Below are 25,902 nucleotides of genomic sequence, written 5' to 3'. Positions count from 1 at the left end.
CGCCCATTGCCGTCGCGCGCCCTCTACTGCCGCCCGGGGTGCGTTCGCAACCATCGCTTGAGGCCGGACGACATGCCGCGTATAGCCCGATGGGTTAGGGTTTCCAAACGCCCGCGCGACGCGACCACGCCAATCTAGAAGCGTGCCGCGTGCCAGATAACGGGGTGACGATACACGATGCGAAGCATTGGGATGAGGATGTTTGTTTTCGCCGCCGCCGCGGCACTGGCGGGCAGCGCCCATGCGCAGCAGCCTGCCGCGGTGACGCCGGGCAGCGGCGAGGTCGCGACCGCGCCGCAGGCAGGGGCCCCGCCCCCCGGATCGGCGGAGGCCAATCCGACCGGACAGGTGACGCCGCCCGCGACCGCCGCCGCCCCGACGCCGCCGGCGGTGCAGGACCCGACGCTGAACGCCGACGGATCGCCGCGCATGGTCGCAACGCCGCATGTCGGCCAGCCGACCGATCGCACGATCGACCTGCAGACCCAGTTCACGCCCAATGGGCGCGAGGGCAAGGCGTTCCACAACAACATCCTGATGCCGGTGATCGTCTTCATCTCGCTGCTGGTGCTGTTCCTGCTTGCCTATGTCGCGATCCGGTTCCGTGAAAAGGCGAACCCGGTCCCGTCGAAGACGTCGCACAATACCGCGATCGAGATCATCTGGACCGCCGCCCCGGTGCTGATCCTCGCCGCGATCGCGGTGCCGTCGATCGGGCTGCTCGCGCGCCAGTTCAAGCCGGCGCCCGACAATGCCGTGACGCTGAAGGCGATCGGCAACCAGTGGTTCTGGAGCTACGAATATCCCGATTATGGCGGCGTGTCGGTGACCGCCAACATGCTGAAGGAAAAGAACGAGGTTTCGGCCGGACAGCGGTTCCGCACCGATGCCGACGGGCCACGCCTGCTTGCGGTCGACAATCGCATCGTGCTTCCGGTCGGCGTGCCGATCCGCCTGATCACCACCGCGACCGACGTGATCCACAGCTGGGCGATCCCGGCCTTCTGGGTAAAGCTCGACGCGGTGCCCGGCCGGCTGAACGAGACCAGCTTCACCATCGAGAAGCCGGGCCTGTATTTCGGCCAGTGCAGCGAACTGTGCGGTGCGCGCCATGCCTATATGCCGATCGCGGTCGAAGCGGTGCCGGTGGCGCAGTTCAACCAGTGGATCCGCGCCAAGGGCGGCACGCTGCCGAGCCCGGCCGAAGCCGCCGCGCCGAGCAATGCCGTGATCCCGCAGCCGGGTGCCGACACCGCCGACGCTACGTCGGAAGCCGGCAATACGGCGAGCGACGCGTCGACGCCGGTCGTCAACGCGACCGAAGCCGCCTCCCCCTCCACCCAGCGCGCCACCGGCAACGGCGGCGGCGTCGGCAACGTGGACCAGTAAGATGACCGATTCCGCCCTTTCCGGCCACCACGCGTTCGACGCGCACGGTCACGGCCATGACGCGCATCATCACGATGCCGACCACAAGCCGGCATTCTTCGCCCGCTGGTTCATGTCGACCAACCACAAGGATATCGGGACGCTGTACCTGATCTTCGCGATCGTCGCGGGGATCATCGGCGGCGCGATTTCGGGGCTGATGCGCCTCGAACTCGCCGAACCGGGCATCCAGTGGCTGCCATGGCTGTCGGGCCATGAAGGCGATCAGGCGCTCCATTTCTGGAACGTGCTCATCACCGCGCACGGGCTGATCATGGTGTTCTTCATGGTCATGCCGGCGATGATCGGCGGCTTCGGCAACTGGTTCGTGCCGATCATGATCGGCGCGCCGGACATGGCGTTCCCGCGCATGAACAACATCTCGTTCTGGCTGCTGATCCCCGCTTTCGCGCTGCTGCTGGGCAGCACGATGTTCGGCGGCGGCGCGGGTACCGGCTGGACGGTCTATGCCCCGCTGTCGACCTATGGCGAACCGGGGCCGAGCGTCGACATGGCGATCCTGTCGCTGCACCTTGCCGGTGCATCGTCGATCCTGGGCGCGATCAACTTCATCACGACCATCTTCAACATGCGCGCGCCGGGCATGACCCTGCACAAGATGCCGCTGTTCGTGTGGTCGGTGCTGGTCACCGCGTTCCTGCTGCTGCTGGCGCTGCCGGTGCTGGCCGCGGCGATCACGATGTTGCTGACCGACCGCAAGTTCGGCACGACCTTCTTCGATCCGGCAGGCGGCGGCGATCCGATCCTATACCAGCATCTGTTCTGGTTCTTCGGCCATCCCGAAGTGTACATCATGATCCTGCCGGGCTTCGGCATCATCAGCCACATCGTCGCGACGTTCAGCCGCAAGCCGGTGTTCGGCTATCTCGGCATGGCCTATGCCATGGTCGCGATCGGTGCGGTCGGCTTCGTCGTGTGGGCGCACCACATGTTCACCACCGGCCTGAGCGTGAACACCAAGATGTACTTCACCGCCGCGACGATGATCATCGCGGTGCCGACCGGCATCAAAATCTTCTCGTGGATCGCGACGATGTGGGGCGGGTCGTTGCGCTTCCCCACGCCGATGCTGTGGGCGATCGGGTTCATCTTCATGTTCACCGTCGGCGGCGTGACCGGCGTGGTGCTTGCCAATGGCGGCGTCGACGACGTGCTGCACGACACCTATTATGTCGTCGCGCATTTCCACTACGTCCTGTCGCTGGGGGCGGTGTTCGCGCTGTTCGCCGGCTTCTACTACTGGTTCCCGAAAATGTCGGGGAAGATGTACAACGAACTGCTCGGCAAGCTGCACTTCTGGGTGTTCTTCATCGGCGTGAACGTAATGTTCTTCCCGATGCATTTCCTCGGTGCGCAGGGCATGCCGCGGCGCTACCCGGACTATCCGGACGCCTATGCCTTCTACAACCACATCGCCTCGGCCGGATATGGCATCATGGCGGTCGGCATGGTGTTCTTCTTCGTCAACGTCGTCATCTCGCTGATGGCCGGACGCAAGGCGGCGGACAATCCATGGGGCGACGGTGCGACGACGCTGGAATGGACCTTGTCCTCGCCGCCGCCGTTCCACCAGTTCGAAACGCTGCCCAAGGTCGACTGACCGGGACGCCGCCGAGAAAAAAACACAAACGCCCCGGAGCGATCCGGGGCGTTTTTTTACGCGGTTCTGCAAGGATCGGTACGAGTTCGAAACCGTCCCTCGAAACCTTCGGTTAACCATGTTTCAGCTTAAAAATCCGTACGTTAAACATTCCCCAACCATAGGTCTTTATCCCCGGCGTCAGCGTACGGGGGATTGCCATGTTGGGCGACGAAACGATCATCGACACTGCTGATCGGACACGGATTTCGGAACAGACGGTGCAGGCCTTGCCCGTCGATGCGGTGCCGGCCACGGGACTTGCCGCGAGACACGGCGTCATCGCCGCCGCCGCGCTGCTGGCGGCGTGCGATTCGGGCGGCGGCACCGGTCCTGGCACGGTTACCGTCGCCGGACCCAACCCGACCCCGACACCGACGCCGACCCCCAGCCCGACGCCGACGGTCGCGGCATTGAACGCCCGCAGCGCCAGCCGCTTCCTTGCCCAGGCGACGATGGGCGCGACCCGCACCGGCATCGATTCGGTGCTGAACACCGGCATCGCCGGATGGATCGAGGCGCAGTTCGCGATCCCGCGCCAGACCGGCCACTGGGACTGGATGGTCGCCAACGGCTATGCCGAGTCGAACAAGGTCAACGTCCAGAGCGGATACGATGCCAGCGTCTGGCGACAGGTCATCGCCGGTCCCGATGCATTGCGGCAGCGGGTCACGGTCGCGCTGCTCGACTATCTGGTCGTCGGCATGAACGCGCTGACCATCGACTGGCGCGCCCTGTCGATGGCGGCCTATACCGACATTCTGGCCGACAACGCCTTCGGCAATTACCGCGACCTGCTCGGCGCGATCGCGCGCAATGCGACGATGGGCGTGTTCCTGACGTTCGTGAACAGCAAGAAGGCCAATCCGTCGACCGGCAGCCTGCCCGACGAAAACTTCGCGCGCGAGCTGATGCAACTCTTCACGCTGGGGGTAAGCCAGCTCGAACAGGACGGCACCGTGCGCACGTCGAACGGACAGGTGCTGGAAACCTATACGCTCGACGACGTGTCGCAACTGGCGCGGGTGTTCACCGGGCTGCAACTGGCGACCAGCGACCGGACGACGGCCGACCGGATGCGCCAGCCGCTGATCCTGAACGACGCCAACAACGAAACCGGATCGGCGACCTTCCTCGGCGGGACGGTGTCGGGCGGCGGCTGGGCAGCGGTCGACGCCGCGCTCGACATCATCTTCCGCCATCCGAACATCGCGCCGTTCGTGTCGAAGCAGCTGATCCAGCGGATGGTCACCTCCAACCCCAGCCCGGCCTATGTCGGGCGCGTCGCCGCCGCCTTCGCCAATAACGGCAGCGGCGTGCGCGGCGACATGAAGGCGATCATCCGCGCGGTCCTGCTCGACCCCGAAGCACGCGACGAGGCCGCGGCGCTGGCCAGCCCCACCGCCGGCCGCCTGCGCGAACCGGTGCTGCGCCTGACCAACTGGGCGCGCGCATTCGGCGTGACCTCGCCCAGCGACGCATGGGCGATCGGCGACACGACCAGCACCACCACCCGGCTGGGCCAGGGCATCGGCCGGGCGTCGAGCGTGTTCGGCTTCGTCCGTCCGGGCTTCAGCCCCCCGGGAACGCCGCTGGTACAGGCCGGCCTGACCGCGCCCGAATTCCTGATGGCCAGCGAACAGACCAACATCGCCTATATCAACTATATGCAGTCGCTGGTCGGTGGCGGCACCGGCGATACCAAGGCGGATTATGCTCCGATGATGGCGCTGGCATCGGACAGCGCGGAGCTGGTCGACGAGGTCAATCTGATCCTCGCCGCCGGGCAATTGCGCGCATCGACCGTCGCCACGATCCGCACCGCCGTCGACAGCATCCCGCTGACCGCGAACAACGCCACGCTCAACCGAACCGGGGTCGCGATCCTGCTGACCCTCGCGTCGCCCGATTATCTGGTGCTCAAATGAACGCTCCAACCATCCTGACCGACGTTTCCCGCCGCGCGTTCCTGCAACGCTCCGCCTTGTTCGGGGTGGCGGGAGTCGCGGCCCCGTTCGTCACCAGCCTCGGCGCGATCGGTGAGGCGGCAGCGGCCACCGCCAGCGACTACAAGGCGCTGGTGTGCATCTTCCTTGCCGGCGGCAACGACCATTTCAACACGCTGGTCCCCTATGATCCGACCAGCCACGCCAAATATACGTCGCTGCGCAGTTCGCTCGCCTTCTCGCGCGAAGCGCTGGCGCCGACCGTCCTGCTGCCGACCGCGGACCTGGGCGGGCGCGCCTATGCGCTGGCCCCGGCAATGGCGCCGCTCAGCCCGCTGTTCGATGCCGGGCGGCTGGCGGTGGCGATGAACGTCGGCACGCTGATCCAGCCGACGACCAAGGCGCAATATCAGAACAAGTCGGTACGCCTGCCGCCCAAGCTGTTCAGCCACAACGACCAGCAAAGCTTCTTCCAGGCTTCGAGCCCCGAAGGCGCCGGTTCGGGCTGGGGCGGGCGGATCGGCGATCTGTTCCAGTCGGGCAACGGCACCGCGGCGACCACCTGCATCAACGCATCGGGCAACGCCGTCTTCCTGTCGGGCCGCAATGCGATTCAGTACAATGTCGGCACCGGTGGTCCGGTCCCGCTGCTGCGTAACGCAACGTCGCTCTACGGGTCGAGCGTTGCGGCCCAGACGTTGCGTCAGATGATGACCGAGACCAATCCGCACATGTTCGGCACCGAATATGCGCGGATCAACAAACGGGCAATGGAGACGCAGGCACAACTGGCCAACAGCCTGGCCGGCGTACCAGAATCGAATTTCCCGCTTTTTCCCTCCGACAACGGCCTTGCCGACCAGCTGCGCATGGTCGCGCGGATGATCGCCATCTCGGGCGATCTGGGCACGAAACGGCAGGTCTTCTTCGTGTCGATGGGCGGGTTCGACCTGCACGACAATCTTGCGGGGAACCAGCCGCGGCTGCTGACCAAATTGTCGGAGGCGATGCGCGCCTTCCACGACACGACGGTGGCGCTGGGCGTGGCGGACAAGGTCACGACCTTTACCGGATCGGATTTCGGCCGGACGCTGCCGTCGAACGGCAATGGTTGCGACCATGGCTGGGGATCGATGCACTTCGTCATGGGCGGGGCGGTCAACGGCAAGCGGCTCTACGGCACCGCGCCGCTGGTCGGCACCAACACGCCCGACGATGTGAGGCAAGGCCGCCTGATCCCGACCATGTCGGTCGACCAATATGCCTCGACACTGGCGCGCTGGTTCGGCGTGTCCGACGGCGACATGTCGAACGTGCTGCCCAATATCGGCAATTACGACAAATCGAGCTGGGGACAGGGGTTCGTGTGATCGGTCGGGGGACTGCCGCAACGCTTTCCCCCGCCCCCACAACCCGATATAGGGCGGCGATGACCGCGCAGACGATCACCCTGCCCGCCGAGTGGCGCGATTTCCTTGCCCTTACCAAGCCGCGGGTGATGACGCTGGTCGTCTTTACCGGGCTGTGCGGCATGCTCGCCGCGCCGGTCGCGATCCATCCGGTGATCGGCTTCACCGCCGTGCTGTGCATCGCCCTCGGCGCGGGTGCGGCGGGCGCGCTCAACCAATGGTATGAGGCCGACCTCGACGCCAAGATGAAGCGGACCCAGGGTCGTCCGCTCCCCGCCGGCCGCATGGACCGGCAATCGGCGCTGCATTTCGGTGTCGGCCTGTCGATCTTTTCGGTCGTGCTGATGGGGCTGGCGGTGAACCTCGCCGCCGCCGCGATCCTGACCGTATCGATCCTGTTCTACGTGCTGGTCTATACCGTGTGGCTCAAGCGCCGGACGCCGCAGAACATCGTCATCGGCGGGGCGGCGGGCGCGTTTCCGCCGCTGATCGGCTGGGCGGCGGCGACCGGTGACGTCGCGCTGCTGCCGTTCCTGCTGTTCTGCCTCGTCTTCCTGTGGACGCCGCCGCATTTCTGGGCGCTCGCGCTGTTCGTGAAAACCGATTACGCCAATGCCGGCGTGCCGATGCTGCCGGTGGTGGCGGGCGAGCGGACGACGCGGACGCAGATCGGGTTGTACACCATCCCCATGGCGGCGGTCGCGGTGGCGCCGTGGCCGCTGGGGCTGACCGGTGCGATCTATGGCATCGCCGCCTGCCTGCTGACCGCGACCTTCGGGTTGCTGGCGGTACAGGTCGCGCTGCGTTCGACGGGACAAGATGACAAGATGAAGCCCGAAAAGCGGCTGTTCGCCTTCTCGATCCTGTATCTCTTTGCGATGTTCGGCGCGCTGGTCGCCGACCGGTGGATGTTGGCATGAGCGAACAGGACGACCGCATCCGCGCGCGGCAGCGCGAACGGGCGAAGGTGATGGCATGGTTGCTCGGCGGGTTCGTCGTGCTGCTGTTCGCGATCACCATCGTGAAGATTCAGGCGGGAATGGGCGCATGACCCGTAATCTGCGGGTCGCGTTGCTGGCGGTGGCGGGTGTGGTCGGCATGACCGGAGTCGGTTTTGCCAGCGTGCCGCTCTACCGCATGTTCTGTCAGGTGACCGGGTTCAACGGCACCACCCAGCGCGGGGAACAGGCGCCCGGCGGCATCGGCGACAGGGTCGTGGTGCGCTTCGACACGAACGTCAATCCGGCGCTCGGCTGGGAGTTCAGACCCGAACGCGCCTCCGAAACCGTCGATATCGGCGCGCGCGACATGGCGTTCTTCACCGCTAAGAACGTGTCGGGTCGCCCGGTCACCGGCACCGCGACCTTCAACGTGACGCCATCCCAAGCGGGAAAATATTTTACCAAGATCCAGTGCTTCTGCTTCACCCAGCAGACGCTGCAACCGGGCGAGAAGGTGCGCATGCCGGTCATCTTCTTCGTCGATCCCAAGATCCACGACGACCCGGATGCGAAGGACATTCGCGCGATCACCCTATCCTACACATTTTACCCGGTGGATTCGGGCGCGACGAAGAGCTAGGATCGCGCGCAAACACGCTCCGCAAAAGGCGCGAACAGCTTAGGGACGGATGATGGCAGGCGCGAAGAACCACGATTTTCATATCCTGCCCCCCAGCATCTGGCCGCTTGCCAGTTCGATGGCCGCCTTCATGATGGCGGCGGGCGGCGTCATGTATCTGAACGAAGCGCCGCTTGGCGGCTTCGTGTTCGGCGCCGGCCTGATCGCGACGCTGGCCTGCATGGGCTTCTGGTGGGCCGATGTGATCCGCGAATCGAAGGCGGGCGACCATACGCCGGTGGTGCAGTTGCATCTGCGCTACGGCATGATCCTGTTCATCGCTTCCGAAGTGATGTTCTTCGTCGGCTGGTTCTGGTCGTGGTTCGACTTCTCTCTCTTCCCCGCCGCGATCCAGTATAATCACGAGGACGGCGTCTCGCTGATCGAGGCGGGCAATACCGCCGTCGCCGCGCAATGGCCGCCCGCCGGCCTCGAAGTGCTCAACGCCTTTGAACTGCCGCTCCTCAACACCTTCATCCTGCTGCTGTCGGGCACCACCGTCACCTGGGCGCACCATGCGCTGATCCACAACCAGCGCGGCGGTGCGCTGAAGGGCCTGTGGGGCGCGATCGGCGTGGGGGAGAATGACGGCGTCAAGAAGGGGCTGTGGCTGACCGTCCTCCTCGGCGCGCTGTTCTCCTGCATCCAGGCCTATGAGTACATCCACGCGCCGATGCCGTTCAAAGGCCTGAACTACGGCGCGTCCTTTTACATGGCGACCGGGTTCCACGGCTTCCACGTGCTGGTCGGCACCATCTTCCTCGCGGTCAACCTGATCCGCGCCTATCAGGGCGACTTCACCCCGAAGCAGCATTTCGGCTTCGAAGCGGCCGCATGGTATTGGCACTTCGTCGACGTGGTGTGGCTGTTCCTGTTCGTCGTCATCTATGTATGGGGCGGCTGGGGCGCGCCGATCCACGGCGGCTGATGTCCGACCAACCGGGCGCAGGGGGTCCCGCGCCCTTCGATTGCGGCGTGCGCGGCCTGTGCCCGCGCTGCGCCGCGCCGACCCTGTTCCGCAGTCCCGTCGCCTTTGCCGATCGCTGTCGGACATGCGGACTGGACTTCGGTGCGTTCAACGTCGGCGACGGCCCGGCGGCGTTCCTGACGCTCGGCATCGGCACGATCATCACCATCCTCGCCATCTGGCTGGAGCTTGCCGTCAGCCCGCCATGGTGGTTGCATGTGCTGCTCTGGGTACCGCTGACCATCGTCGGCGTGGTCGGCAGCCTGCGCATCGCCAAGGGCATGTTGATCGCGCTCGAATATAAGCGCGGCGCTCATGAAGGTCGGATCGACCCGCGCCCGTGAAACGCATGCCGATCCTGCCGACGCTGATCGTGCTGCTGGCGGTCGCGGCGATGGTCGCGCTGGGCGTATGGCAGTTGCAGCGCCGCGCGGAAAAGGCGGCGCTGATCGCGCACGCCCGCGCCAATCTCGATCGGCCCGTGCAACCGCTGCCGACGCGGATCACCGACGATCTGTTGTTCGCGCGCGTCACCGCCCATTGCGCACGGGTCGGCGACTGGACGATGGGTGCCGGCCGCGCGGTCGACGGCAGTTCGGGCTATCGCCACATTGCCGCCTGCACCGGCCCGAACGGCCAGCGCTTCCGGGTCGACCTCGGCGTCGCACCCGATCCGAAGCTACGGCCGGTCTGGGCCGGCGGCGCGGTGGCAGGCACGCTCAGCCAGGCACCGGGCGGGCCGACCTTGCTCGACCGGATGACCGGTCGCGTCACGCCGCCCGCACCGATGATCGTGTCGGACACCCCCGCCCCCGGTCTGAAACCCAGCCACCGCCCCGATCCTGCCAGCCTGCCCGACAATCACCTCGCCTATGCGATCCAATGGTTCGCCTTCGCCTTGGCCGCGGTCATCATATACTTGCTGGCACTTCGCCGTCGCAGCCGCTAACCGCACGCCCATGCGGTATGTCAGCACCAGGGGCCATGCGCCCGATCTCGACTTCGCCGGCGCGACGCTGGCCGGTTTGGCCAGCGATGGCGGCCTGTATCTGCCCGACGCATGGCCGACCCTGACGCGCGAAGAGATTAGCGCGCTGGCCGGGCTCAGCTATGCCGAGACCGCCGCCAAGGTCATGGCCCCGTTCGTCGGCGACGCGCTGAGCGAGGCCGAGCTGCTCGACCTGTGCGAGGCCGCCTATGGCAGGTTCAGCCACAAGGCGGTGACCCCGCTGGTGCAGATCGATCATGACCAGTGGCTGCTCGAACTGTTCCACGGCCCCACGCTGGCGTTCAAGGACGTGGCGCTGCAACTGCTCGGGCTGTTCTTCGAACGCTTCCTGACCGGCACGACCGAGCGGCTGACGATCATCGGCGCGACCAGTGGCGATACCGGATCGGCAGCGATCGACGCGGTGGCGGGTCGCGAGCATATCGACATCTTCATGCTGCACCCCGCCGGCCGCGTCTCCGACGTGCAGCGGCGGCAGATGACGACCGTCCTGTCGCCCAACGTCCACAACATCGCGATCGAAGGGGATTTCGATACCGCGCAAGCGCTGGTCAAGGCGATGTTCAACGACGCCGCCTTCTCCGGCCGTTTCCGCCTGTCGGCGGTGAACTCGATCAACTGGGCGCGGTTGATGGCGCAGGTCGTCTATTATTTCTATGCCGCCGTGCGGCTGGGCGGACCGGACAAGGCGATCGCCTTCTCGGTGCCGACCGGAAATTTTGGCGATGTGTTCGCGGGCTTCGTCGCGGCGCAGATGGGGCTGCCGATCGCCAGGCTGATCGTCGCGACCAACGTCAACGACATCCTCCACCGCGCGCTGACCAACGGCGATTATTCGAGCGCACAGGTCACCCCGACCGCGACCCCGTCGATGGATATCCAGGTCAGCTCGAACTTCGAACGGCTCCTCTATGACCTTGGCGGGCGCGACGGCGTGGCGCTGGGTGAGCAGATGCGCGGGTTCGAAGCCAGCCGGGCGATGCGGCTGACCAATGCGCAGCAGCAGGGCGCGGCGTCGCTGTTCGTCAGCGCGCGCGTCGATGGCGATCGCATGGCACAGGCGATGCGCTGGGCGTACGATCATGCCGCGCAGACGATCGACCCGCATACCGCGATCGCGCTGGCTGCCGCCCTCGACAGCGGCATCGACGCGCCGATGGTGACGCTGGCCACCGCGCATCCGGCCAAATTCCCCGAAGCGGTCGAACGCGCGGTCGGCACCCGCGCCGCGCTGCCGCCGCGCGTCGGCGACCTGTTCGATCGCGAGGAGCGCTATGTCACCCTCCCGGCGACGTTCGACGCCGTAACCGCGTGGATCGCCGAACGGGCGACGCCCCGCGCATAATGGACCCGATCGCACTTATCGGCGAACCCTGGGGCGATTACGGGCTGGTCGATTGTGGCCATGGTCGCAAGCTCGAACGCTATGGCCCGTATCGCTTCATCCGGCCCGAACCGCAGGCGATGTGGGCGCCGGCGCTGGACCATTGGGATGCGCATGGCGAATTCGTGCCCGGATCGGACGAGGATGGCGGGGGGCGCTGGCAGTTCTTCAAGCAACCCCCGCGCGACTGGCCGCTGACGTGGCGCGAGGTGCGGTTTTCGGCGAGCAACACGCCGTTCCGGCATCTCGGCTTCTTCCCCGACATGGCGCCGGTCTGGGACTGGATGCGCGGGCGGCTGGACGGCGCAAGCGACCCGGAATGTTTGAACCTGTTCGGCTATACCGGCGTCGGATCGCTGGCGCTGGCGGCGGCGGGGGCACGCGTCGTCCATGTCGATGCGTCGAAGAAATCGGTCGAACAGGCGCGCGCCAATGCCGCGCTGTCGGACATGACCGACAAGCCGGTCCGCTGGCTGGTCGAGGATGCGGCGAAATTCGTCGCGCGTGAGGTCCGGCGTGGACGGCGCTATGACGGCATCATCCTCGATCCGCCGAAATGGGGGCGTGGCCCCAATGGCGAAGTGTGGAAGCTGGAGGAGCATCTGCCCGGCCTGATCGCCGATTGCCGGCAATTGCTCGACAACGAGTCGCGCTTCCTGTTCCTTACGGTGTACGCGGTGCGGATGTCGGCGCTGGCGATCGGTGAATTGCTGCGCCAGTCGCTCGGCGATCTGGGCGGCACGGTCGAGTGCGGCGAACTGGGCGTGCGCGAGGAAACGCGCGGGCTGACCCTGCCGACCGCGATCTTCGCGCGGTGGCGTAACACTTAAGAATCCTCCCCGCTCCGCGGGGAGGGGGACCAGCCGCAGGCTGGTGGAGGGGGATCGCCGCGAAGCGCAACATGCGCGGATACCCCCCTCCACCATGCTGCGCATGGTCCCCATCCCCGTGCCGGGGAGGATTTTTAGCTCCGCCCGATCCGCATCGCCGCTCCCGCCACGATCGGTCCGCCGGCACATAGCAAGAGGCTGGTCGCCGCGAGCAGCTTCATCGCGCCCGCGCCCCCGTCCAGCGCCCCCGCCCCGAAGATCACGATCGGCAACGCCAGCGGCAGCATCACCAGTCCCGCCACCGCACCCCCGCCGCGCAGTCCCGCGACCAGCGCCGCCGTCGCGACGCTCAGCGCCGCCAGCCCCGGCGTACCGATCAGCAACCCCGCCTCCAGCAGCAGCAGCGTCGGCGCATCGATCCCCAGCAACGCTGCCGACAGCCCCGCCGCCAGCATCACCGCCGGCGCAAAACCCAGCCAGTGGCCGATCGTCTTGGCCAGCGCGATGCCGCTGTCGCTCCACCCGCGCACGACCAGTTGATCGACCACCCCGCTATCGACATCGGGCGCGACCAGCCGCTCGATCGGCAGCAGCGCCGCCAGCAACGCCGCCGCCCATGCCACCCCGCCGCCGATCCGCGCGAGCAGCGCCGCATCCGGTCCGATCGCGAAGGGAAACAGCGTCGCGACCAGCAGGAAGAACGCGACCGGCAGCAGCAGCCCGCCCCCGCTCCACGCGATCCGCAATTCACGGACGATGAGCGCGATCACAACGTCACCACCCGGGCGTCCGGCAGCGCGACCGGCACATGACTGGCGACTAGCACCGCCCCGCCCCCGGCGCGCCGTGTGGCGATCGCCGCCTCCAGCCGTTCGAGCGACGCCGCATCGAGGCCATTGGCCGGCTCGTCGAGCAACCAGATCGGGGCGTCGGCCGCCACCACGCGTGCGATCGCCGCGCGACGGCGCTGCCCGGTCGACAACATGCGCACCGGCACTTCGGCCAGCGATCCGATTCCCATCGCCGCCAGCGCCGCATCCACCCGGTCGCGTGCGCCATCCAGCCCGGCCCAGAATCCCAGCGCCTTCGTTAGCGGCAATTGCGGGTCGAGCGCCGCCGCCTCGCTCAGCAGCGCCACCGCCCCGCCGCGGGTGACGCTGCCGTCGACGGGTGGCAGCAGCCCGGCGGCGATCCGCACCAGCGTCGACTTGCCGACCCCGTTCGGCCCCTGCACCAGCAGCGCGTCACCGGTCCCCAGATCGAACGACAGGTCGGCGAACAGCGTCCGCCGTCCCCGCGCGCCGCTCACCCGATCGAACGTCAGCAGGCTCAATCCGCCGCTTCCAGCGCATGCATATCGTCGTCGGACAGGCCGAAATGATGGCCGACCTCATGCACCACGACATGCAGGATCAGGTCGCCCAGATCGACGCCGGTCTCGCACCATTCGGCGAGCAGCGGCTGGCGATACAGATGGATGCGATCGGGCAGCCGCATCCCGTCGAACATCGATTTCTCGCCGATCGGGCTGCCATGATACAGGCCGGTCAGCTCGTACGGCTCCATCTCCATCGCCGCCAGCGTCTCGTCATCGGCGAATTCCTCGACCAGCAGGACGATGTCGGACAGGTGGCTGGCGAACGGTTCGGGAATGCGGGCGAGCGCCGCGCGCGCGAGCATTTCCATCTCGGCGGCACTCGGGGCGGTTCGCGCTTGATCGGACATGGCCCAAGCAATAGGCCTTCGCCATCAGGAGACAAGGGAGGGACGATGGAACCGCTGAGCCAAGCCGAACGCGCCGATGCGCTGGATGGCCTGCCCGACTGGGACCATGATGCGGGTCGCGACGCGATCGTGCGCAGCTTCACCTTCGACAATTTCTCGCAGGCGTTCGCGTTCATGACGCAGGTCGCGTTGCTCGCCGAAAAGGCTGATCACCATCCCGAATGGTCGAACGTCTACAACCGCGTCGACATTCTGCTGACCACGCATGACGCGGGCGGGCTGTCCGACCGCGATATCGACATGGCGCAGGCGATCGACGCGCTGGTGGAGTAGGCGAACGCCGCAACGTAACTTCGAACGGTTGGAAATTACCGCCGCCGCATCTGCTGCCGCAGCTTCCCGGGCATCCACCGTGCGGCGAAGCGCATTCGCTTGGCGGTCGGGCCGACCGGCGTGTGGACGGCGTCGCCATGGACCGCATCCCATGCCGCCTGCGCCACCACCTCGACGGGCGTGAACTCCAGCCCCGCCGCGCGCACCTGTTGCCGAACGTTGAGATTGCTTCCGGCCAGCGAGGCGTCGAGCAGCGGCGTGTCGATGAACCCCGGCATCAGCGAGCGCACGCGAATGCCGTCCGCCGCCCATTCGCCGTCGAGCGCTTCGGTCAGCCCGCGCACCCCGAACTTGGTCGCCGAATAGACCGCCGCGCCCGCCGTCCCGTAAATCCCCGCCGCCGACGCGGTGTTCAGCAGGCACCCCCCGCTCGCCTTCAGAAAGCCGTGCGCCGCATGGGCACCATGGATCACCCCGGTCAGGTTGACGGCGATGGTCCGTTCGATCGCGGCGGGCGTCATGTCGGCAAAGACGCCACCTGCCGCGATACCGGCATTGTTGAACAGCGCGTCGATCCCCCCGTCCCCGGCAAAACGCCCAAGCGGCGCATCCCATGCGACGCGGTCGGTCACGTCGAACACGAAGGTCGCCGCGCCGCCGGGCAGCGACGCCGCCGTCTCCGCCAGCCCGGCCGCATTCAAATCCGCCAGCCCGATCCGCCAGCCGCGCGCGGCGAACAACTGCGCCACCGCCCGCCCGATGCCCGACCCGCCGCCGGTGATGAAGACCGTTTTCATCCCCGCAACATCCGACAGGAACGGGGCCGACGCCAGCGGTTTCAGGCGGCCACCGTCTCCAGCACGTCGCGCACCTTCGCCAACCGCTCGCCGGCATCGTCGATTCGCGCCGGCACGATCCAGCGCCCGTTCTTCTCGGTCAGCCCGTCGACATCGGGCAACGCGCTACTGCCCTGCGGCGTCAGCGCGATCGCCGCCGGCCCGGCATCGACCTTGGCCACCGCCGCCGCCTGCGCCAGCAACCGGATCCGCGCCAGATCGATCAGCAACTGCGCTTCTTCGGGCAAGGCGCCGAATCGATCCTCCAGTTCCTCCTCGAACGCTTCGAGCACGCCCTCCTCCTCGATTCGTGCCAGACGGCCGTAGAGGACCAGGCGCACCTCGGTTTCCGGGATCCACGTCTCGGGCAACCGCCCGGCAATGCCCAGATGCAGTTCGGGCACCACCCGGTCGACCACCTCGCCCCGCGCCGCGCGCAGCGCGCGACCGAGCAGATACTGGTACAGGTCGATGCCGATTAGCTTCATATGGCCGGCCTGCGCCTCCCCCACCAGATCGCCCGCGCCGCGCAGGTCGAGGTCGCGCGCGCTGATCGCGAAGCCCGCGCCCAGCCGGTCGAACGCCTGCAACGTCCGCAGCCGCTTCAGCGTCGCCTCGGCGATCGCATGGTCGGGATCGGTCAGCAGCAATATCTGCCCGCGCCGCCCGCCGCGCCCGACCCGCCCGCGCAACTGGTGCAGCTGCGACAGGCCGAACCGGTCGGCATGATGGACGATCATCGTATTGGCGCGCGGCACGTCCAGCCCCGCCTCGATGATGTTGGTCGCGAGCAGCACGTCGCCCTCGCCATGGGCGAAGCCGACCATCGCCGCGTCGATCTCCGCCGCCGGCATCTTGCCATGCGCGACGGTCAGCGTCAGTTCGGGCGCGAGCTTGCGCAGCCGTGCCTCGAGCGGTGCAATATCCTCGATCCGCGGCACGACGACGAAGCTCTGCCCGCCGCGCGTCCGTTCGCGCAGCAATGCGGTGCGCACCGTCACCTCGTCGAATTCGGTCACCGCGGTGCGGATCGGCTGGCGCAGCGCCGGCGGTGTGGCGAGAACCGAGAGTTGCTGCAACCCGATCAGCGCGCTTTGCAGCGTGCGCGGGATCGGCGTCGCCGACAGCGTCATGACATGGTCGGACAGCTCGCGCAGCTTCGCCTTGTCCTTCGCGCCAAAGCGCTGCTCCTCGTCGATCACCACCAGCGCAAGGTCACGATACTCGACACCCTTGCCCGCCACCGCCTGCGTTCCGATGACCACGCCGATCGATCCGTCGGCCAGCCCCGCCTTGACCCGCTTCTTCTCCGCCGCATCGGACAGGCGCGAGAGCCCGGCGACCTCGATTCCCGTCCCTTCGAACCGGCGACGGAAGGTTTCGACATGCTGGCGCACCAGCACCGTGGTCGGCGCGGCGATGGCAACCTGCCGCCCCGCCAGCGCGACGATCGCGGCCGCACGCAACGCGACCTCGGTCTTGCCATAGCCGACATCGCCGATCACCAGCCGGTCCATCGGCCGCCCCGCCGCCAGATCGGCGCGGGCAGCGGCAATGGCGCGCGCCTGATCGGGGGTCTCGGTGAACGGAAATCCCGCCGCGAACCGTTCATAGGCGGCGATATCGGCCTCGATCGGCGCCACCTCGATCGCATCGCGTGCCGCCGCGATCGCCGCCAGTTCGCGCGCGCTTTCGGCGATCGCCGCGTCGATCGCGCCGCGACGCTTCTGCCAGCTCGATCCGTCGAGCGCGTCGAGCGTCACCGCATCGCCATCCGCGCCATAGCGCCAGATGCGGTCGGCCTCCGTCACCGGCACCAGCCGCCGCGCACCCTTCGCATATTCCAGCACGATCGCGTCGCCGGCCTCTTCGCCCGGCAACTGCTCCAGCCCGACGATGCGGCCGATGCCGAACTCCTCATGCACGATCACGTCGCCCACCCGCAGCTCGCCCGCTTCAGCGAACAGCGGATTGGCGCTCGCAGCCGCCAGCTCGTCGCCACGCGCCCGTCCGCCCAGCAGGTCGCCGCCGGTGACCACCGTCACCCCGTCCGCCACGAAACCGCGATCGATCGGCGCGGTCAGCAGCATCGCCGTTCCGGGTTCGGCGCGCACCGCCTCGTCCCACGCCTCGATCGTCACCGGCTCGGTCCGGCCGAGCGTCGCCAGCCGCTTGCGCAGGAACCGCAGGTCGCGCGGACTGCCCGCCAGTACCAGCCGCCCGCCGTCGAGTATCTCGCGCGCGAACTTGCCGAACGCGCGGGCCGGCGCCCGGTGGGTGACGAAGCGCGGCGGCGGCGCGGCGTCCTCCGGCAAGTCGATCCGGTCGCGTGCCTTGAGCAGATCCTCCCAAGCCTGCCGATCGACCAGCGTCGCCGCATCGCGTCGCCGCCGCCGCGTCGCATCCTCTGCCAGATCGAGGAACCGGGCCCGCCGCCGCTCGGCGTCGGGGTCCATCGCCACCGCTGCACCCGGCAGATGATCGAGCAGCGAAACGCCCTTGGTCGTCACCGGCTCTGCGGCGCGACCGATCGTCACCTCGCCCAGATCGGCGTCGCCGCGCTGCGTCACGGGATCATAGCTGCGGATCGTGGTGATCGCGCCATCGGTCACCATCACCCGGATCGGGCAGATCGCATCGGCGGGGAAGATATCGACCACGCCGCCGCGTACCGCGACCTCGCCCGGTTCGTCGACCCGGTCGTCGACCACATAGCCCAGCTCGACCGCGCGTTCGGCGAAGTCGGCCATGTCGATCGCGTCGCCGATCCGCAGCACCGGCGGCGCGGCATCGAAATCCTCGGGCGTCGCGATGCGCAGCGCCGTCGCCTCGGGTGCGGTGATGCAGGCGACGCGCCGCTTGGTCGCCGACGCCATCCGCAACCACCGGAGCGCCGCGACGCGCGCGCCGGCATTGCCGGGCGAAGCGGGCGCATCGTCCCCGGGCAGCGCGTCGCTGGCGGGCAGGTGCACGACATCCGCCCCCGGCGCGAACGCGGCCAATGCCGCCGCGATCGCTGCGGCGCGCGTCTCGTCGCTCGCCACGAACAGTATCGGGCGTTTGCTGAGCTCCACCGCCAGACGTGCCGCGATCGGCCCGATCGCATGCTCCCCCCGGTCAGGACGATCGGGGGCGGCGGTGGTGTTCGGCATAGCGGAGTTCCCGGCAAGGCCCTGATATCGGGCGGACAGGAACGTTGAACGAAGCGTCGGTCGCGTCCGTTCCTGCGGCCTGTCGCATGGCGAACGCCGCTGCTATGCAGGCGCCACCGCCGGTCCGCCGGCCCTGTGGAGACGCCGATGTCCTCGATCCTGCTGCGCTTCGGCGCCGCGTTCAGCCTGATGACCGCCCTGCCCGCCATGGCGCAGACCGCACCGGCCCCGGTTGCCGAAACCCCCGCCGCGGACACCGCCGCCGCGACTCCGCGCGAAGCCGATCCGGCGCTGTGGGTCGTCAAGGACAAGGACACGACCATCTATCTGTTCGGGACGATCCACGTCCTGAAACCCGGCCTGTCGTGGTTCGACGAGGCGGTGAAGACCGCTTTCGACAAATCGAACGAGGTCGTGCTCGAAATCCCGATGCCAACCCCCGAACAGGCGCAGGCGGCGGTGATGAAGTCGGCGGTCAACGTGACCGGCCCGAAGCTGAGCGAAAAACTCCCCGCCGCCGAACGCGACGCCTATGCCAAGGCGGTCGCCGATGCCGGGCTGCCGGCGGGGGCGCTCGAACAGCTCGACCCGTGGTTCGCCGCCTCGACGCTGACGCTGGTGATGCTGCAGAAGCAGGGCTATGACCCGCAAAGCGGCGCCGAACAGACGATTTCGCAGGCGGCCAAGGTCGCGGGCAAGCCGATCACCGGGCTCGAGACGCTCGAACAGCAATTCGGCTTCTTCGACACCCTGTCCGACGCCGCGCAGGTCACGTTTCTTAGCGAAACGATCAAGGAACTGCCGACCGCGGGCGAACAGATCGACAAGATGGTCGACCAATGGGCAAAGGGCGATCCCGCCGCGCTCGCCGCGACGATGAACGAGGACATGACCGTCTCGCCCGAACTGCGCCGCGTTCTGCTGACCGACCGCAACGCCCGCTGGGCCAAGTGGATCGAGGAACGGATGAAGCGCCCCGGCACCGTCTTCGTCGCGGTCGGCGCGGGGCACCTTGCCGGCACCGGCAGCGTGCAGGATGCGCTCAAGCGGTACAAGCTGCGCGCAACGCGGGTGAAATATTGAGGATAGCGTCGGCCGGCGCCTTACACCCCGTCGCAACGAAACGTCGCCCCAGCGAAGGCTGGGGCCTCGCGCGGCGCCTGCCCCGCGCTATCACCCGGAGATCCCAGCCTTCGCTGGGATGACGGTCGGCGCGGCACGGGGTGGACGAAGACCACAAAGCTGATCGCGCGCGGTGCACCCCCACAAGAAAACGGCCGGCGGATCGCTCCGCCGGCCGTCAGGCACATGTCACGACGACGGCCCGGAAGGGAGCCGCCATCGGTAATCGGATCAGGCGTTGCAGGCCTGCGCGCCCTTGCCCGGCTGGGTCAGGGTGATCGACTTCGGGGTGCCGGTCAGGCTGTACCCGCCCTCGGCGGTAAGCGGCTTGCCCTTTTCCTCGGCCTTCAGACGGACGGGCATCTCGCCCTGCTTCGTCCGGAAATTCGCCTGCGTGTCGCCTTCGAAGAAGTCGACATAGACGAGGCTGTTGTCCTTGCAGCGGAACGTCACGCTCGCCTTGACGGGCGGGGGCAGTTCCACCGGGGCACGGTTGGCGAGCTGCGATGCCAGCGGATCGGGCGCGCGCGTGTCGAGCTGCTCCGGCTGCGACTGACCGCAGGCCGAAAGGGCGAAGGCCGCAGCGGTGGCGGCGAGGAGAAGGGGGTGCTTCATAGGATTAAGGTCGTTCGCAAACGCAAACGTTTTCGTCAAGCGCGCTTGTGCGCCGCGCAACAAAGGTTCGTCGCGGTGCGGCACAAACATTCAACCCACGGAGAACGCAAATCGTATAATGCTGTTCCACGCTTGCCCCGGATCGAGCCGGGCGGAGGGAAATTCCGGCCGGTTCGGCGTGTCGGGATAGGCTTGCGGCTCCAGACACACGGCATCGCCCTGTCGGTATAGCCGTCCACCCTTGCCCGGCTCCGCCCCGCCAAGGAAATTGCCCGAATAGAGTTGCAGCCCCGGTGCCGTGATCGACAGCGTCATCGTCCGGCCCGACTGCGGGTCGGCCAGCACCGCCGCCGGACGCAGTGTCCCCGGCTCTCCACGCACGATGAAATTATGGTCGTAGCCGCGCCCGATCGCGATCTGGTCGTCGCGCCCGTCGCGCACCCGCTCGCCGATCGCATGGGGGGTGCGGAAATCGAACGGCGTCCCCGCCACCGCGCGCTGCTCCCCCGTCGGGATCGACGTCGCATCGACCGGCAGAATTGCATCCGCCTCGATCGTCAGCAGATGGCGTAGCGCCTCGCCACGCCCGCTCAGGTCGAAAAAGGCATGGTTGGTCAGATTGACGATCGTCGGCGCATCGGTCGTAGCGTCATATTCGATGGTCAGCGCGTCATTAGTCAGGCGATAGGTCGCGCCTGCCTCCACCGTCCCTGGATAGCCGGCATCGCCATCGGGGCTGGTCAGTGTCAGGCGCACCCATGCCGCGTCGGCATCGCTGCCGATCTCCGCCACGTCCCACAGCCGCTGATCGAACCCGTCCGATCCGCCGTGCAGATGGTTGGGCGCATTGTTCGTTTCGAGCGTGTAGCTCTGCCCGTCGAGGCTGAACCGCCCACCCGCGATCCGGTTGGCATAGCGCCCGACCGTCACCCCGAACCAGGACGGCCGGTCGCGATAGGATTGGACGTCGTCGAACCCCAGCACGATATCGGCCACCGCCCCATCACGGTCGGGCCCGCACAGCGATTGCAACGTCGCCCCGAACGGCAGGATGCGCGCCGACAGCTTGCCGGCATCAAGTTCGATCGCCTCGGCGGGAGCGCCGTCCAGCGTCCCGAATGCCACCCGCTTTGCGTCCGCCATACAACCTCTCCACCAACATTCGCCACCGTACCCCCGCGTAGGCGGGGGCCCAGAGCCAAGCAATGCACCGTTGGCGCTTGGAACCCTGAATCCCCGCCTGCGCGGGGATACGGACGTTACCGAAGCGGCACCTTCGTCTCCCGCCCGTCATACACGAACGCCGTCGCCGCATTGTCGGCAAAGTCGGGCGCCACCGCCGACCCCGGCGTGTGGAAGCGCACCGACATCGCCCGCTTCGCCGCCATGCCCGGGAAACTGCCCTTGCGCGCGCCGATCGTCAGCGTTTTCGTCGCCTCGTTCCATGTCAGCGGGATTTGCGACGACTGGCCCTTGCGATAGCCTTCGCTAAGGCCGTCGTCCTCGAACAGCGTGTAGGCGCCGTCCTTGCCGGTAAAGACATGCAGCACATAGGGCGCGTCGAGCTTCTCGGCGGTCGACTGCACCGCAGCCCCGGTCGGTACGATCGATCCGGCACGGACATAGAGCGGCAGCACCGCCAACGGCGCGGCGGCGGTGATCGTCTGCCCACCCTTCAGATAGGCACCGGTCGTGAAGTCGTACCAGTCCGCCCCGGCCGGCAGATAGACCGACCGGCTGGTCGCACGATACTGCGTGACCGGCGCCACCAGGAACGCCGAGCCGAACATATATTCGTCGTCGACGCCCCAACTCTTGCGGTCGCCGGTAAAATCCATCGCCAGTCCGCGCATCATCGTCCCGTCGCGATGCCACGTCTCGGCCGCCAGCGAGGTGATATAGGGCAACAGCCGGTAGCGCAGCCGGTCATACTTGGCGAGCGCATCGTACAGCGCCGGAGCGCTCGCCCCCAGTTCGTAGATTTCGCGATACGGCGTCTCGCCATGGCTGCGGAACAGCGGGCTGAACGCGCCGAACTGGAACCAGCGCAGGTTCAGTTCCTTCCATTCGGCCACATGCGCCGGGTCCTTCTTCGCATAGCGATCCTCGACCGCGAAGCCGCCGATATCGTGCGTCCAGTTGGGCACGCCCGACATCGACAGGTTGACGCCTGCCGAAATCTGGTCGCGCAGATCGTCCCAGCGCGACGCGACGTCGCCCGACCAGAGCGCCGCACTGGCACGCTGGATGCCGCCATAGCCCGAGCGGGTCAGGATGAAGGGCCGCACATCGGGCTTGGCGACGCGCAGCCCGTCGGCGACCCCCTCGGCATGGACCAGCGGATAGCTGTTGAAGAATTCCTCCGCTGGCCCTTGCGCGGTCGGCCCCATCCGCTCGATGCGCTGTTCGATCGACAGGTTCGAATGGATGTCCGGTTCGGTCGCGTCCATCCACCATGCGTCGAAGCCCTTGTCGACCAGCGCGTCCTTCATCTGCCGGAAATAGATCGCGCGTGCTTCAGGGGCATAGGGGTCGTAGAAGGTGTTGAAATAGCCCTTGCCGACCCAATCGCGTTCCTTCGCGATCAGATTACCCTGATACAGATAGCCCTTGGCGTTCAGTTCCTCGGCATTCTTGGTGTTCGGATAGAATTTTGGCCACACCGAAATCATGATCCGCGCCTGTTGGCCATGGACGGTATCGACCATCTTCTGCGGCTGCGGAAAGCGCGCCGGGTCGAAGCAGTGGCAGCCCCATTGATCCTCGGGCCAATAGAACCAGTCCTGCACGACGTTGTCGAGCGGCAGGCCGCGCTTGCGATATTCGGCGACGACGCCCTCGACCTCGGCCTGGCTATTGTAGCGCTGGCGGCTCTGCCAGAAGCCATAGGCCCAGCGCGGCATCAGCGCCGCCTTGCCGGTCAGCGCGCGATATCCGGCGATGACGCCGTCCATGTTCTGGCCGCCGACATAATAATAATCGAGCGCATGGGCGACGTCGGACGACCACCACAGCGAATGGCGATCGGCTTGCGGCAGCGGATCATTCTGGAACAGCGCGATATAGCCGGCATTCGGCTCCCATTCGATCCGAACCTCCGCCGCCTTGCCCGCAGTCATCGGCAGGTCGAAATTATGGAACCACGGATTCCAGTTCTGCCGCCAGCGGTTCAGGACTTCCTTGCCGTCGACGAACACCTTGACGTAGCTCGACGAATAGAGGCGGAATTTCTGGACGCCGGTCGTGCTCGGCGTGACGGTGCCGGTCCACACCACCTTCTGCGTCTGCACCGCATTGCCGGCGGTATTCTGTCCGGTGGTCGCGGCGACCGTCTGCGCCTTCGCTTCCGCCGGCCAGTTCGCCTGATCCTTGATGAACTGATAGTTGATCGTGCGCTCGCGCCGCGTCACCGCCAGCCGGTCGCCCAGATAATATTGCGCCTGCCACCCGGCCTGCCCGCCGGAGCTGACCTGCATCCCTTCGCCGACCAGCTTGTAGGGCTGCGGATTGCCGAAGCGGGTGATGCCATTATTGTCCCACAGCACGCCATAGTTCTTCGTCGACACGACGAACGGGATGCCGATGTCCATATTGTGCTGGGCGAGTTCGACATCCTCGCCATTGTAATTCATCTGCCGGTTCTGATGCTGGCCCAGGCCGTAGAATCCTTCGTCGGTCCCGCGGTTGAACTGCTGGCGGATCGACACGAACCGCTCGCCCCCGGCGTTGCGTGGGGTAAAGGCGGCGCGCGGGGCTTCCTCCAGCGTCAGCTTGCCGGCGGCATCGCGAAAGCGGACCTGCCCGTCATCGGTATCGATCTCGGCCGATCCACCGGCGGTCTTGACCACGACCAGCTTCGTCGTCTGCCGCACGGTGAAGTCGCCCGCGGGCTTCGCGGTCACCATCAGGCTGTCGGGCGTGTCGAGGCTGGCGTCGGGCACCGCCGTCACCCGGAACCGGTCGGGACCATAGACCAGCACCCGCACCCGCTTAGCCGACCCCGCATCGGGGGTCACCACCACCCCGCCCGGCACCTTCGCCACTTCGGCGGCAAGTGCCTGGGTCGAAACCGACAGGGCCAGCGACAACAGCGTCCAGCGAAGCGTCTTCATCAGCGATACGTCCCCATCGTTACGCGCAGCAGCATCGGCTGCGCGGTGAAATTCAATCCGTAATCGGTCTGGTCGCCGTTCAGCACGCGACGCATGACGAAGCTGCCGTCATCGGCCAGCGTCCCCTCCTCGACCTTCAGCAACATCGCGGTCTCGCCCTTGCTCTTGTCGGCGAGGTCGATGTTGACGCGGATGTCGGTGCCGGTGACCAGAAACTGGTCGGGGGCGAGGTGCAGGACGGCCATGCCGCCGACCGGCTGTGCGGCATGCGGCGGCGGCGCGGCCTTCAGCCATGGCGAATCCATCGATCCGAATTGCCATTCGCCATATTTGGCCGATAGCTGCCACCGACCCATCGTCCGGGACTGTTCGGCGTCGGGCGCACCCTTGGCCGTCCCCCAGCCGGGATGGGCATAGGCCAGCTTCGCCCAGCCGCGCGCCATGGGTTTCAGCAACGCATAGGGCCGCGCAAACGCATCCAGCGTCGCCGCGTCCAGCGTCACCGCGCCCAGCGGATGGTTGGAATAGCCGGTATCGTCCATCCCGAACGGCGCCCAGCCGATTCCGCCCCGCCCCAACGTCGGCCACAGGAAGCGCGCGAAATCCATGGCATTGCCGGTCTCCGGCACCAGCAGCGCATTGTCGCGGCGCGCATAATGGTCGAGGAATTTCAGGTAGTTCTTGCCGTCACGGCCATAGAGGTCGGGCGCGACCGCATCGATATGCGGCGCCGCCGCCTTCCACACGTCGATCACCTGCCAGTCGGGGCCACCACTCGCCCCGCCCGACTTGCCCGGCGCGGCAAAGGGGTCGCCGACCGCCGCATTGACGTACATCGGTACCGGCTTGATCGCCTTTCCCGCCGCCGCGATCGCGTCGATATAGCGCGCGGTGTACCAGGCGTTGAACGCCGCCTCGGCCCCCACGCCATAGGCCTGCTCCCAGGTGCCCTTCTTCCCAAGCTTCGACGGCACTGGTCCGGCGAACAGCCGGTTGGCCTCTGGCGAATAATCGCGCCCCTGCTGGTACACCCCGACCTCGTTCTCGGGCTGGACCATGATGACGCTGTTGTCGGTATCCTTGTCCTTCAGATAGCGCATCAGCGCGACGAACGCCTTGCGGTCCGCCGCCAGCGTCGCGGGCGCATGCGGCGACAGCGCATAATGCGTCTTGCCGTCCTTCGTCCGCATCCGCGGGAACCGCGCATTGTCGCGCTTCACCCATGCCGGGACATAGCCGGGCGAAGTGTTCTTCCACGTCCCGAACCACAGCAGCACCAGCTTGACACCCCGCTCGCGCGCCTGCGGCAACAGCGCGTCGAGATAGCTGAAGTCGAACTGCCCCTCGACCGGTTCGATCTGCTCCCATGCGACCGGGATCTCCAGCGTATTGGCGTGGAGCCGTTCGACCACCGGCCACACCTGCGGCAGCATGGCGGGATAGTTGCTCGAATTATTGGCCTGTACGCCCAGCATCAGGAACGGCGCACCATCGACCATCAGCGCGTGGCGGCCATTGCGGCTTTCGATCCGGGGCACCTCGCCCGGCGCTGCCGACGCCGCCGCGCCTGCGACCAGCGCCCATGAAGCCAGTGCCACCGCCCATCCGCGCATCGCCGCCCCCTCCGGTCGTCGTCGGCTTGCTGCCGACAACGTTGTCACGCCCTTACCGCGGGACGACATGTCAGACAATTGTCTTCTTTATTTGGGCGGGCAGGCAGCGGGGTCAGGCGGGGGGCTGCTTCCCGCGTCGAC

At 67.1% G+C, this 25,902-nt stretch carries 23 protein-coding genes; 14 read left to right on the top strand and 9 right to left on the bottom strand.

What is annotated here, in order from left to right:
• Nucleotides 1–192: 192 nt before the first annotated feature.
• The 12 genes from coxB (at nt 193) to MF607_RS12725 (ending at nt 12,253) form a co-directional block, all read left to right on the top strand.
• Entirely contained in the window at nt 193–1,389 is a 1,197-nt protein-coding gene (coxB, locus tag MF607_RS12775; protein ID WP_242119327.1) for a cytochrome c oxidase subunit II, read from the top strand.
• Nucleotide 1,390: 1 nt separating this feature from the next.
• Nucleotides 1,391–3,049, top strand: coding sequence for a cytochrome c oxidase subunit I (ctaD, locus tag MF607_RS12770; RefSeq protein ID WP_242119324.1), 1,659 nt, complete (start codon nt 1,391–1,393; stop codon nt 3,047–3,049).
• Between the two features lie 200 nt (nt 3,050–3,249).
• A complete protein-coding gene (locus MF607_RS12765) occupies nt 3,250–5,016 on the top strand; it encodes a DUF1800 domain-containing protein (RefSeq protein ID WP_242119322.1) in 1,767 nt (588 codons plus the stop codon).
• Nucleotides 5,013–6,404 carry a DUF1501 domain-containing protein gene (locus MF607_RS12760; protein WP_242119319.1) on the top strand — a complete coding sequence of 464 codons (1,392 nt, stop codon included), beginning with the start codon at nt 5,013–5,015 and terminating at the stop codon, nt 6,402–6,404. The genes MF607_RS12765 and MF607_RS12760 overlap by 4 nt, the downstream gene beginning before the upstream one ends.
• Before the next feature lie 59 nt (nt 6,405–6,463).
• Nucleotides 6,464–7,363 (top strand): heme o synthase, encoded by a 900-nt coding sequence (locus MF607_RS12755; RefSeq protein ID WP_242119317.1) that lies wholly within the window; start codon nt 6,464–6,466, stop codon nt 7,361–7,363.
• A complete protein-coding gene (locus MF607_RS22715; protein ID WP_268795281.1) occupies nt 7,360–7,494 on the top strand; it encodes a hypothetical protein in 135 nt (44 codons plus the stop codon). Before MF607_RS12755 ends, MF607_RS22715 begins: the two co-directional genes overlap by 4 nt.
• Nucleotides 7,491–8,024 carry a cytochrome c oxidase assembly protein gene (locus tag MF607_RS12750; RefSeq protein ID WP_242119315.1) on the top strand — a complete coding sequence of 178 codons (534 nt, stop codon included), beginning with the start codon at nt 7,491–7,493 and terminating at the stop codon, nt 8,022–8,024. The genes MF607_RS22715 and MF607_RS12750 overlap by 4 nt, the downstream gene beginning before the upstream one ends.
• A gap of 52 nt (nt 8,025–8,076) precedes the next feature.
• A complete protein-coding gene (locus tag MF607_RS12745; protein WP_242119313.1) occupies nt 8,077–8,991 on the top strand; it encodes a cytochrome c oxidase subunit 3 in 915 nt (304 codons plus the stop codon).
• Entirely contained in the window at nt 8,991–9,374 is a 384-nt protein-coding gene (locus MF607_RS12740; RefSeq protein ID WP_242119312.1) for a DUF983 domain-containing protein, read from the top strand. Before MF607_RS12745 ends, MF607_RS12740 begins: the two co-directional genes overlap by 1 nt.
• Before the next feature lie 5 nt (nt 9,375–9,379).
• Nucleotides 9,380–9,979: an SURF1 family protein gene (locus tag MF607_RS12735; protein WP_242119401.1), complete on the top strand. Its 600-nt coding sequence runs from the start codon at nt 9,380–9,382 to the stop codon at nt 9,977–9,979.
• Nucleotides 9,980–9,989: 10 nt separating this feature from the next.
• Nucleotides 9,990–11,384 carry a threonine synthase gene (gene thrC, locus MF607_RS12730; RefSeq protein ID WP_242119310.1) on the top strand — a complete coding sequence of 465 codons (1,395 nt, stop codon included), beginning with the start codon at nt 9,990–9,992 and terminating at the stop codon, nt 11,382–11,384.
• Complete coding sequence (locus MF607_RS12725; RefSeq protein ID WP_242119308.1) at nt 11,384–12,253, top strand: class I SAM-dependent methyltransferase; 870 nt, start codon at nt 11,384–11,386, stop codon at nt 12,251–12,253. The genes thrC and MF607_RS12725 overlap by 1 nt, the downstream gene beginning before the upstream one ends.
• Nucleotides 12,254–12,387: 134 nt before the next feature.
• On the opposite strand, the gene MF607_RS12720 is transcribed toward MF607_RS12725, so the two are convergent.
• Genes MF607_RS12720 through MF607_RS12710 form a run of 3 tightly spaced genes read right to left on the bottom strand, consistent with a single transcriptional unit; the run spans nt 12,388 to nt 13,978 of the window.
• Nucleotides 12,388–13,023 (bottom strand): heme exporter protein CcmB, encoded by a 636-nt coding sequence (locus MF607_RS12720; RefSeq protein WP_242119306.1) that lies wholly within the window; start codon nt 13,021–13,023, stop codon nt 12,388–12,390.
• Nucleotides 13,020–13,586 (bottom strand): heme ABC exporter ATP-binding protein CcmA, encoded by a 567-nt coding sequence (gene ccmA, locus MF607_RS12715; protein WP_242119304.1) that lies wholly within the window; start codon nt 13,584–13,586, stop codon nt 13,020–13,022. Before ccmA ends, MF607_RS12720 begins: the two co-directional genes overlap by 4 nt.
• Entirely contained in the window at nt 13,583–13,978 is a 396-nt protein-coding gene (locus MF607_RS12710) for a metallopeptidase family protein (RefSeq protein ID WP_242119302.1), read from the bottom strand. The genes ccmA and MF607_RS12710 overlap by 4 nt, the downstream gene beginning before the upstream one ends.
• Nucleotides 13,979–14,023: 45 nt before the next feature.
• Here MF607_RS12710 and MF607_RS12705 point away from each other — a divergent pair, with 45 nt between their 5' ends.
• On the top strand, nt 14,024–14,311 hold the full coding sequence (locus MF607_RS12705) for a 4a-hydroxytetrahydrobiopterin dehydratase (protein WP_056456550.1): 288 nt from the start codon (nt 14,024–14,026) through the stop codon (nt 14,309–14,311).
• Nucleotides 14,312–14,346: 35 nt separating this feature from the next.
• Here MF607_RS12705 and MF607_RS12700 read toward each other — a convergent pair whose 3' ends face one another.
• On the bottom strand, nt 14,347–15,108 hold the full coding sequence (locus tag MF607_RS12700; RefSeq protein ID WP_242119300.1) for an SDR family oxidoreductase: 762 nt from the start codon (nt 15,106–15,108) through the stop codon (nt 14,347–14,349).
• 41 nt (nt 15,109–15,149) lie between these two features.
• On the bottom strand, nt 15,150–18,299 hold the full coding sequence (locus MF607_RS12695) for a helicase-related protein (RefSeq protein WP_242119297.1): 3,150 nt from the start codon (nt 18,297–18,299) through the stop codon (nt 15,150–15,152).
• A gap of 147 nt (nt 18,300–18,446) precedes the next feature.
• On the opposite strand from MF607_RS12695, the gene MF607_RS12690 reads away from it, so the two are divergent.
• Nucleotides 18,447–19,382, top strand: a complete 936-nt coding sequence (locus MF607_RS12690; protein ID WP_242119295.1) for a TraB/GumN family protein — start codon at nt 18,447–18,449, stop codon at nt 19,380–19,382.
• A gap of 270 nt (nt 19,383–19,652) precedes the next feature.
• Here MF607_RS12690 and MF607_RS12685 read toward each other — a convergent pair whose 3' ends face one another.
• The 4 genes from MF607_RS12685 to MF607_RS12670 form a co-directional block, all read right to left on the bottom strand.
• On the bottom strand, nt 19,653–20,036 hold the full coding sequence (locus MF607_RS12685) for a hypothetical protein (protein WP_242119293.1): 384 nt from the start codon (nt 20,034–20,036) through the stop codon (nt 19,653–19,655).
• Nucleotides 20,037–20,126: 90 nt separating this feature from the next.
• Nucleotides 20,127–21,179, bottom strand: a complete 1,053-nt coding sequence (locus MF607_RS12680; RefSeq protein WP_242119291.1) for an aldose epimerase family protein — start codon at nt 21,177–21,179, stop codon at nt 20,127–20,129.
• A gap of 116 nt (nt 21,180–21,295) precedes the next feature.
• Nucleotides 21,296–24,148 (bottom strand): glycoside hydrolase family 31 protein, encoded by a 2,853-nt coding sequence (locus MF607_RS12675; RefSeq protein WP_242119289.1) that lies wholly within the window; start codon nt 24,146–24,148, stop codon nt 21,296–21,298.
• A complete protein-coding gene (locus MF607_RS12670; RefSeq protein WP_242119287.1) occupies nt 24,148–25,761 on the bottom strand; it encodes a DUF5597 domain-containing protein in 1,614 nt (537 codons plus the stop codon). The genes MF607_RS12675 and MF607_RS12670 overlap by 1 nt, the downstream gene beginning before the upstream one ends.
• Between the last annotated feature and the right edge of the window lie 141 nt (nt 25,762–25,902).

Source organism: Sphingomonas lacusdianchii (assembly GCF_022664395.1).
Classification (GTDB): Bacteria; Pseudomonadota; Alphaproteobacteria; order Sphingomonadales; family Sphingomonadaceae; genus Sphingomonas; species Sphingomonas lacusdianchii.
The sequence above is the reverse complement of the archived record's forward strand: the minus strand, read 5'-3'. Positions and strand labels throughout refer to the sequence as shown.

Bases quoted from the DNA above. Each gene is read 5' to 3' on its own strand.
- MF607_RS12710 (WP_242119302.1), bottom strand. From the start codon at position 13,978: ATGTCCGATCAAGCGCGAACCGCCCCGAGTGCCGCCGAGATGGAAATG.
- ctaD (WP_242119324.1), top strand. From the start codon at position 1,391: ATGACCGATTCCGCCCTTTCCGGCCACCACGCGTTCGACGCGCACGGT.
- MF607_RS12680 (WP_242119291.1), bottom strand. From the start codon at position 21,179: ATGGCGGACGCAAAGCGGGTGGCATTCGGGACGCTGGACGGCGCTCCC.
- MF607_RS12675 (WP_242119289.1), bottom strand. From the start codon at position 24,148: ATGAAGACGCTTCGCTGGACGCTGTTGTCGCTGGCCCTGTCGGTTTCG.
- coxB (WP_242119327.1), top strand. From the start codon at position 193: ATGAGGATGTTTGTTTTCGCCGCCGCCGCGGCACTGGCGGGCAGCGCC.
- MF607_RS12685 (WP_242119293.1), bottom strand. From the start codon at position 20,036: ATGAAGCACCCCCTTCTCCTCGCCGCCACCGCTGCGGCCTTCGCCCTT.
- MF607_RS12755 (WP_242119317.1), top strand. From the start codon at position 6,464: ATGACCGCGCAGACGATCACCCTGCCCGCCGAGTGGCGCGATTTCCTT.
- MF607_RS12745 (WP_242119313.1), top strand. From the start codon at position 8,077: ATGGCAGGCGCGAAGAACCACGATTTTCATATCCTGCCCCCCAGCATC.
- MF607_RS12705 (WP_056456550.1), top strand. From the start codon at position 14,024: ATGGAACCGCTGAGCCAAGCCGAACGCGCCGATGCGCTGGATGGCCTG.
- MF607_RS12740 (WP_242119312.1), top strand. From the start codon at position 8,991: ATGTCCGACCAACCGGGCGCAGGGGGTCCCGCGCCCTTCGATTGCGGC.
- MF607_RS12695 (WP_242119297.1), bottom strand. From the start codon at position 18,299: ATGCCGAACACCACCGCCGCCCCCGATCGTCCTGACCGGGGGGAGCAT.
- MF607_RS22715 (WP_268795281.1), top strand. From the start codon at position 7,360: ATGAGCGAACAGGACGACCGCATCCGCGCGCGGCAGCGCGAACGGGCG.
- MF607_RS12700 (WP_242119300.1), bottom strand. From the start codon at position 15,108: ATGAAAACGGTCTTCATCACCGGCGGCGGGTCGGGCATCGGGCGGGCG.
- MF607_RS12670 (WP_242119287.1), bottom strand. From the start codon at position 25,761: ATGCGCGGATGGGCGGTGGCACTGGCTTCATGGGCGCTGGTCGCAGGC.
- MF607_RS12690 (WP_242119295.1), top strand. From the start codon at position 18,447: ATGTCCTCGATCCTGCTGCGCTTCGGCGCCGCGTTCAGCCTGATGACC.
- MF607_RS12735 (WP_242119401.1), top strand. From the start codon at position 9,380: ATGCCGATCCTGCCGACGCTGATCGTGCTGCTGGCGGTCGCGGCGATG.
- MF607_RS12750 (WP_242119315.1), top strand. From the start codon at position 7,491: ATGACCCGTAATCTGCGGGTCGCGTTGCTGGCGGTGGCGGGTGTGGTC.
- thrC (WP_242119310.1), top strand. From the start codon at position 9,990: ATGCGGTATGTCAGCACCAGGGGCCATGCGCCCGATCTCGACTTCGCC.
- MF607_RS12760 (WP_242119319.1), top strand. From the start codon at position 5,013: ATGAACGCTCCAACCATCCTGACCGACGTTTCCCGCCGCGCGTTCCTG.
- MF607_RS12725 (WP_242119308.1), top strand. From the start codon at position 11,384: ATGGACCCGATCGCACTTATCGGCGAACCCTGGGGCGATTACGGGCTG.
- MF607_RS12765 (WP_242119322.1), top strand. From the start codon at position 3,250: ATGTTGGGCGACGAAACGATCATCGACACTGCTGATCGGACACGGATT.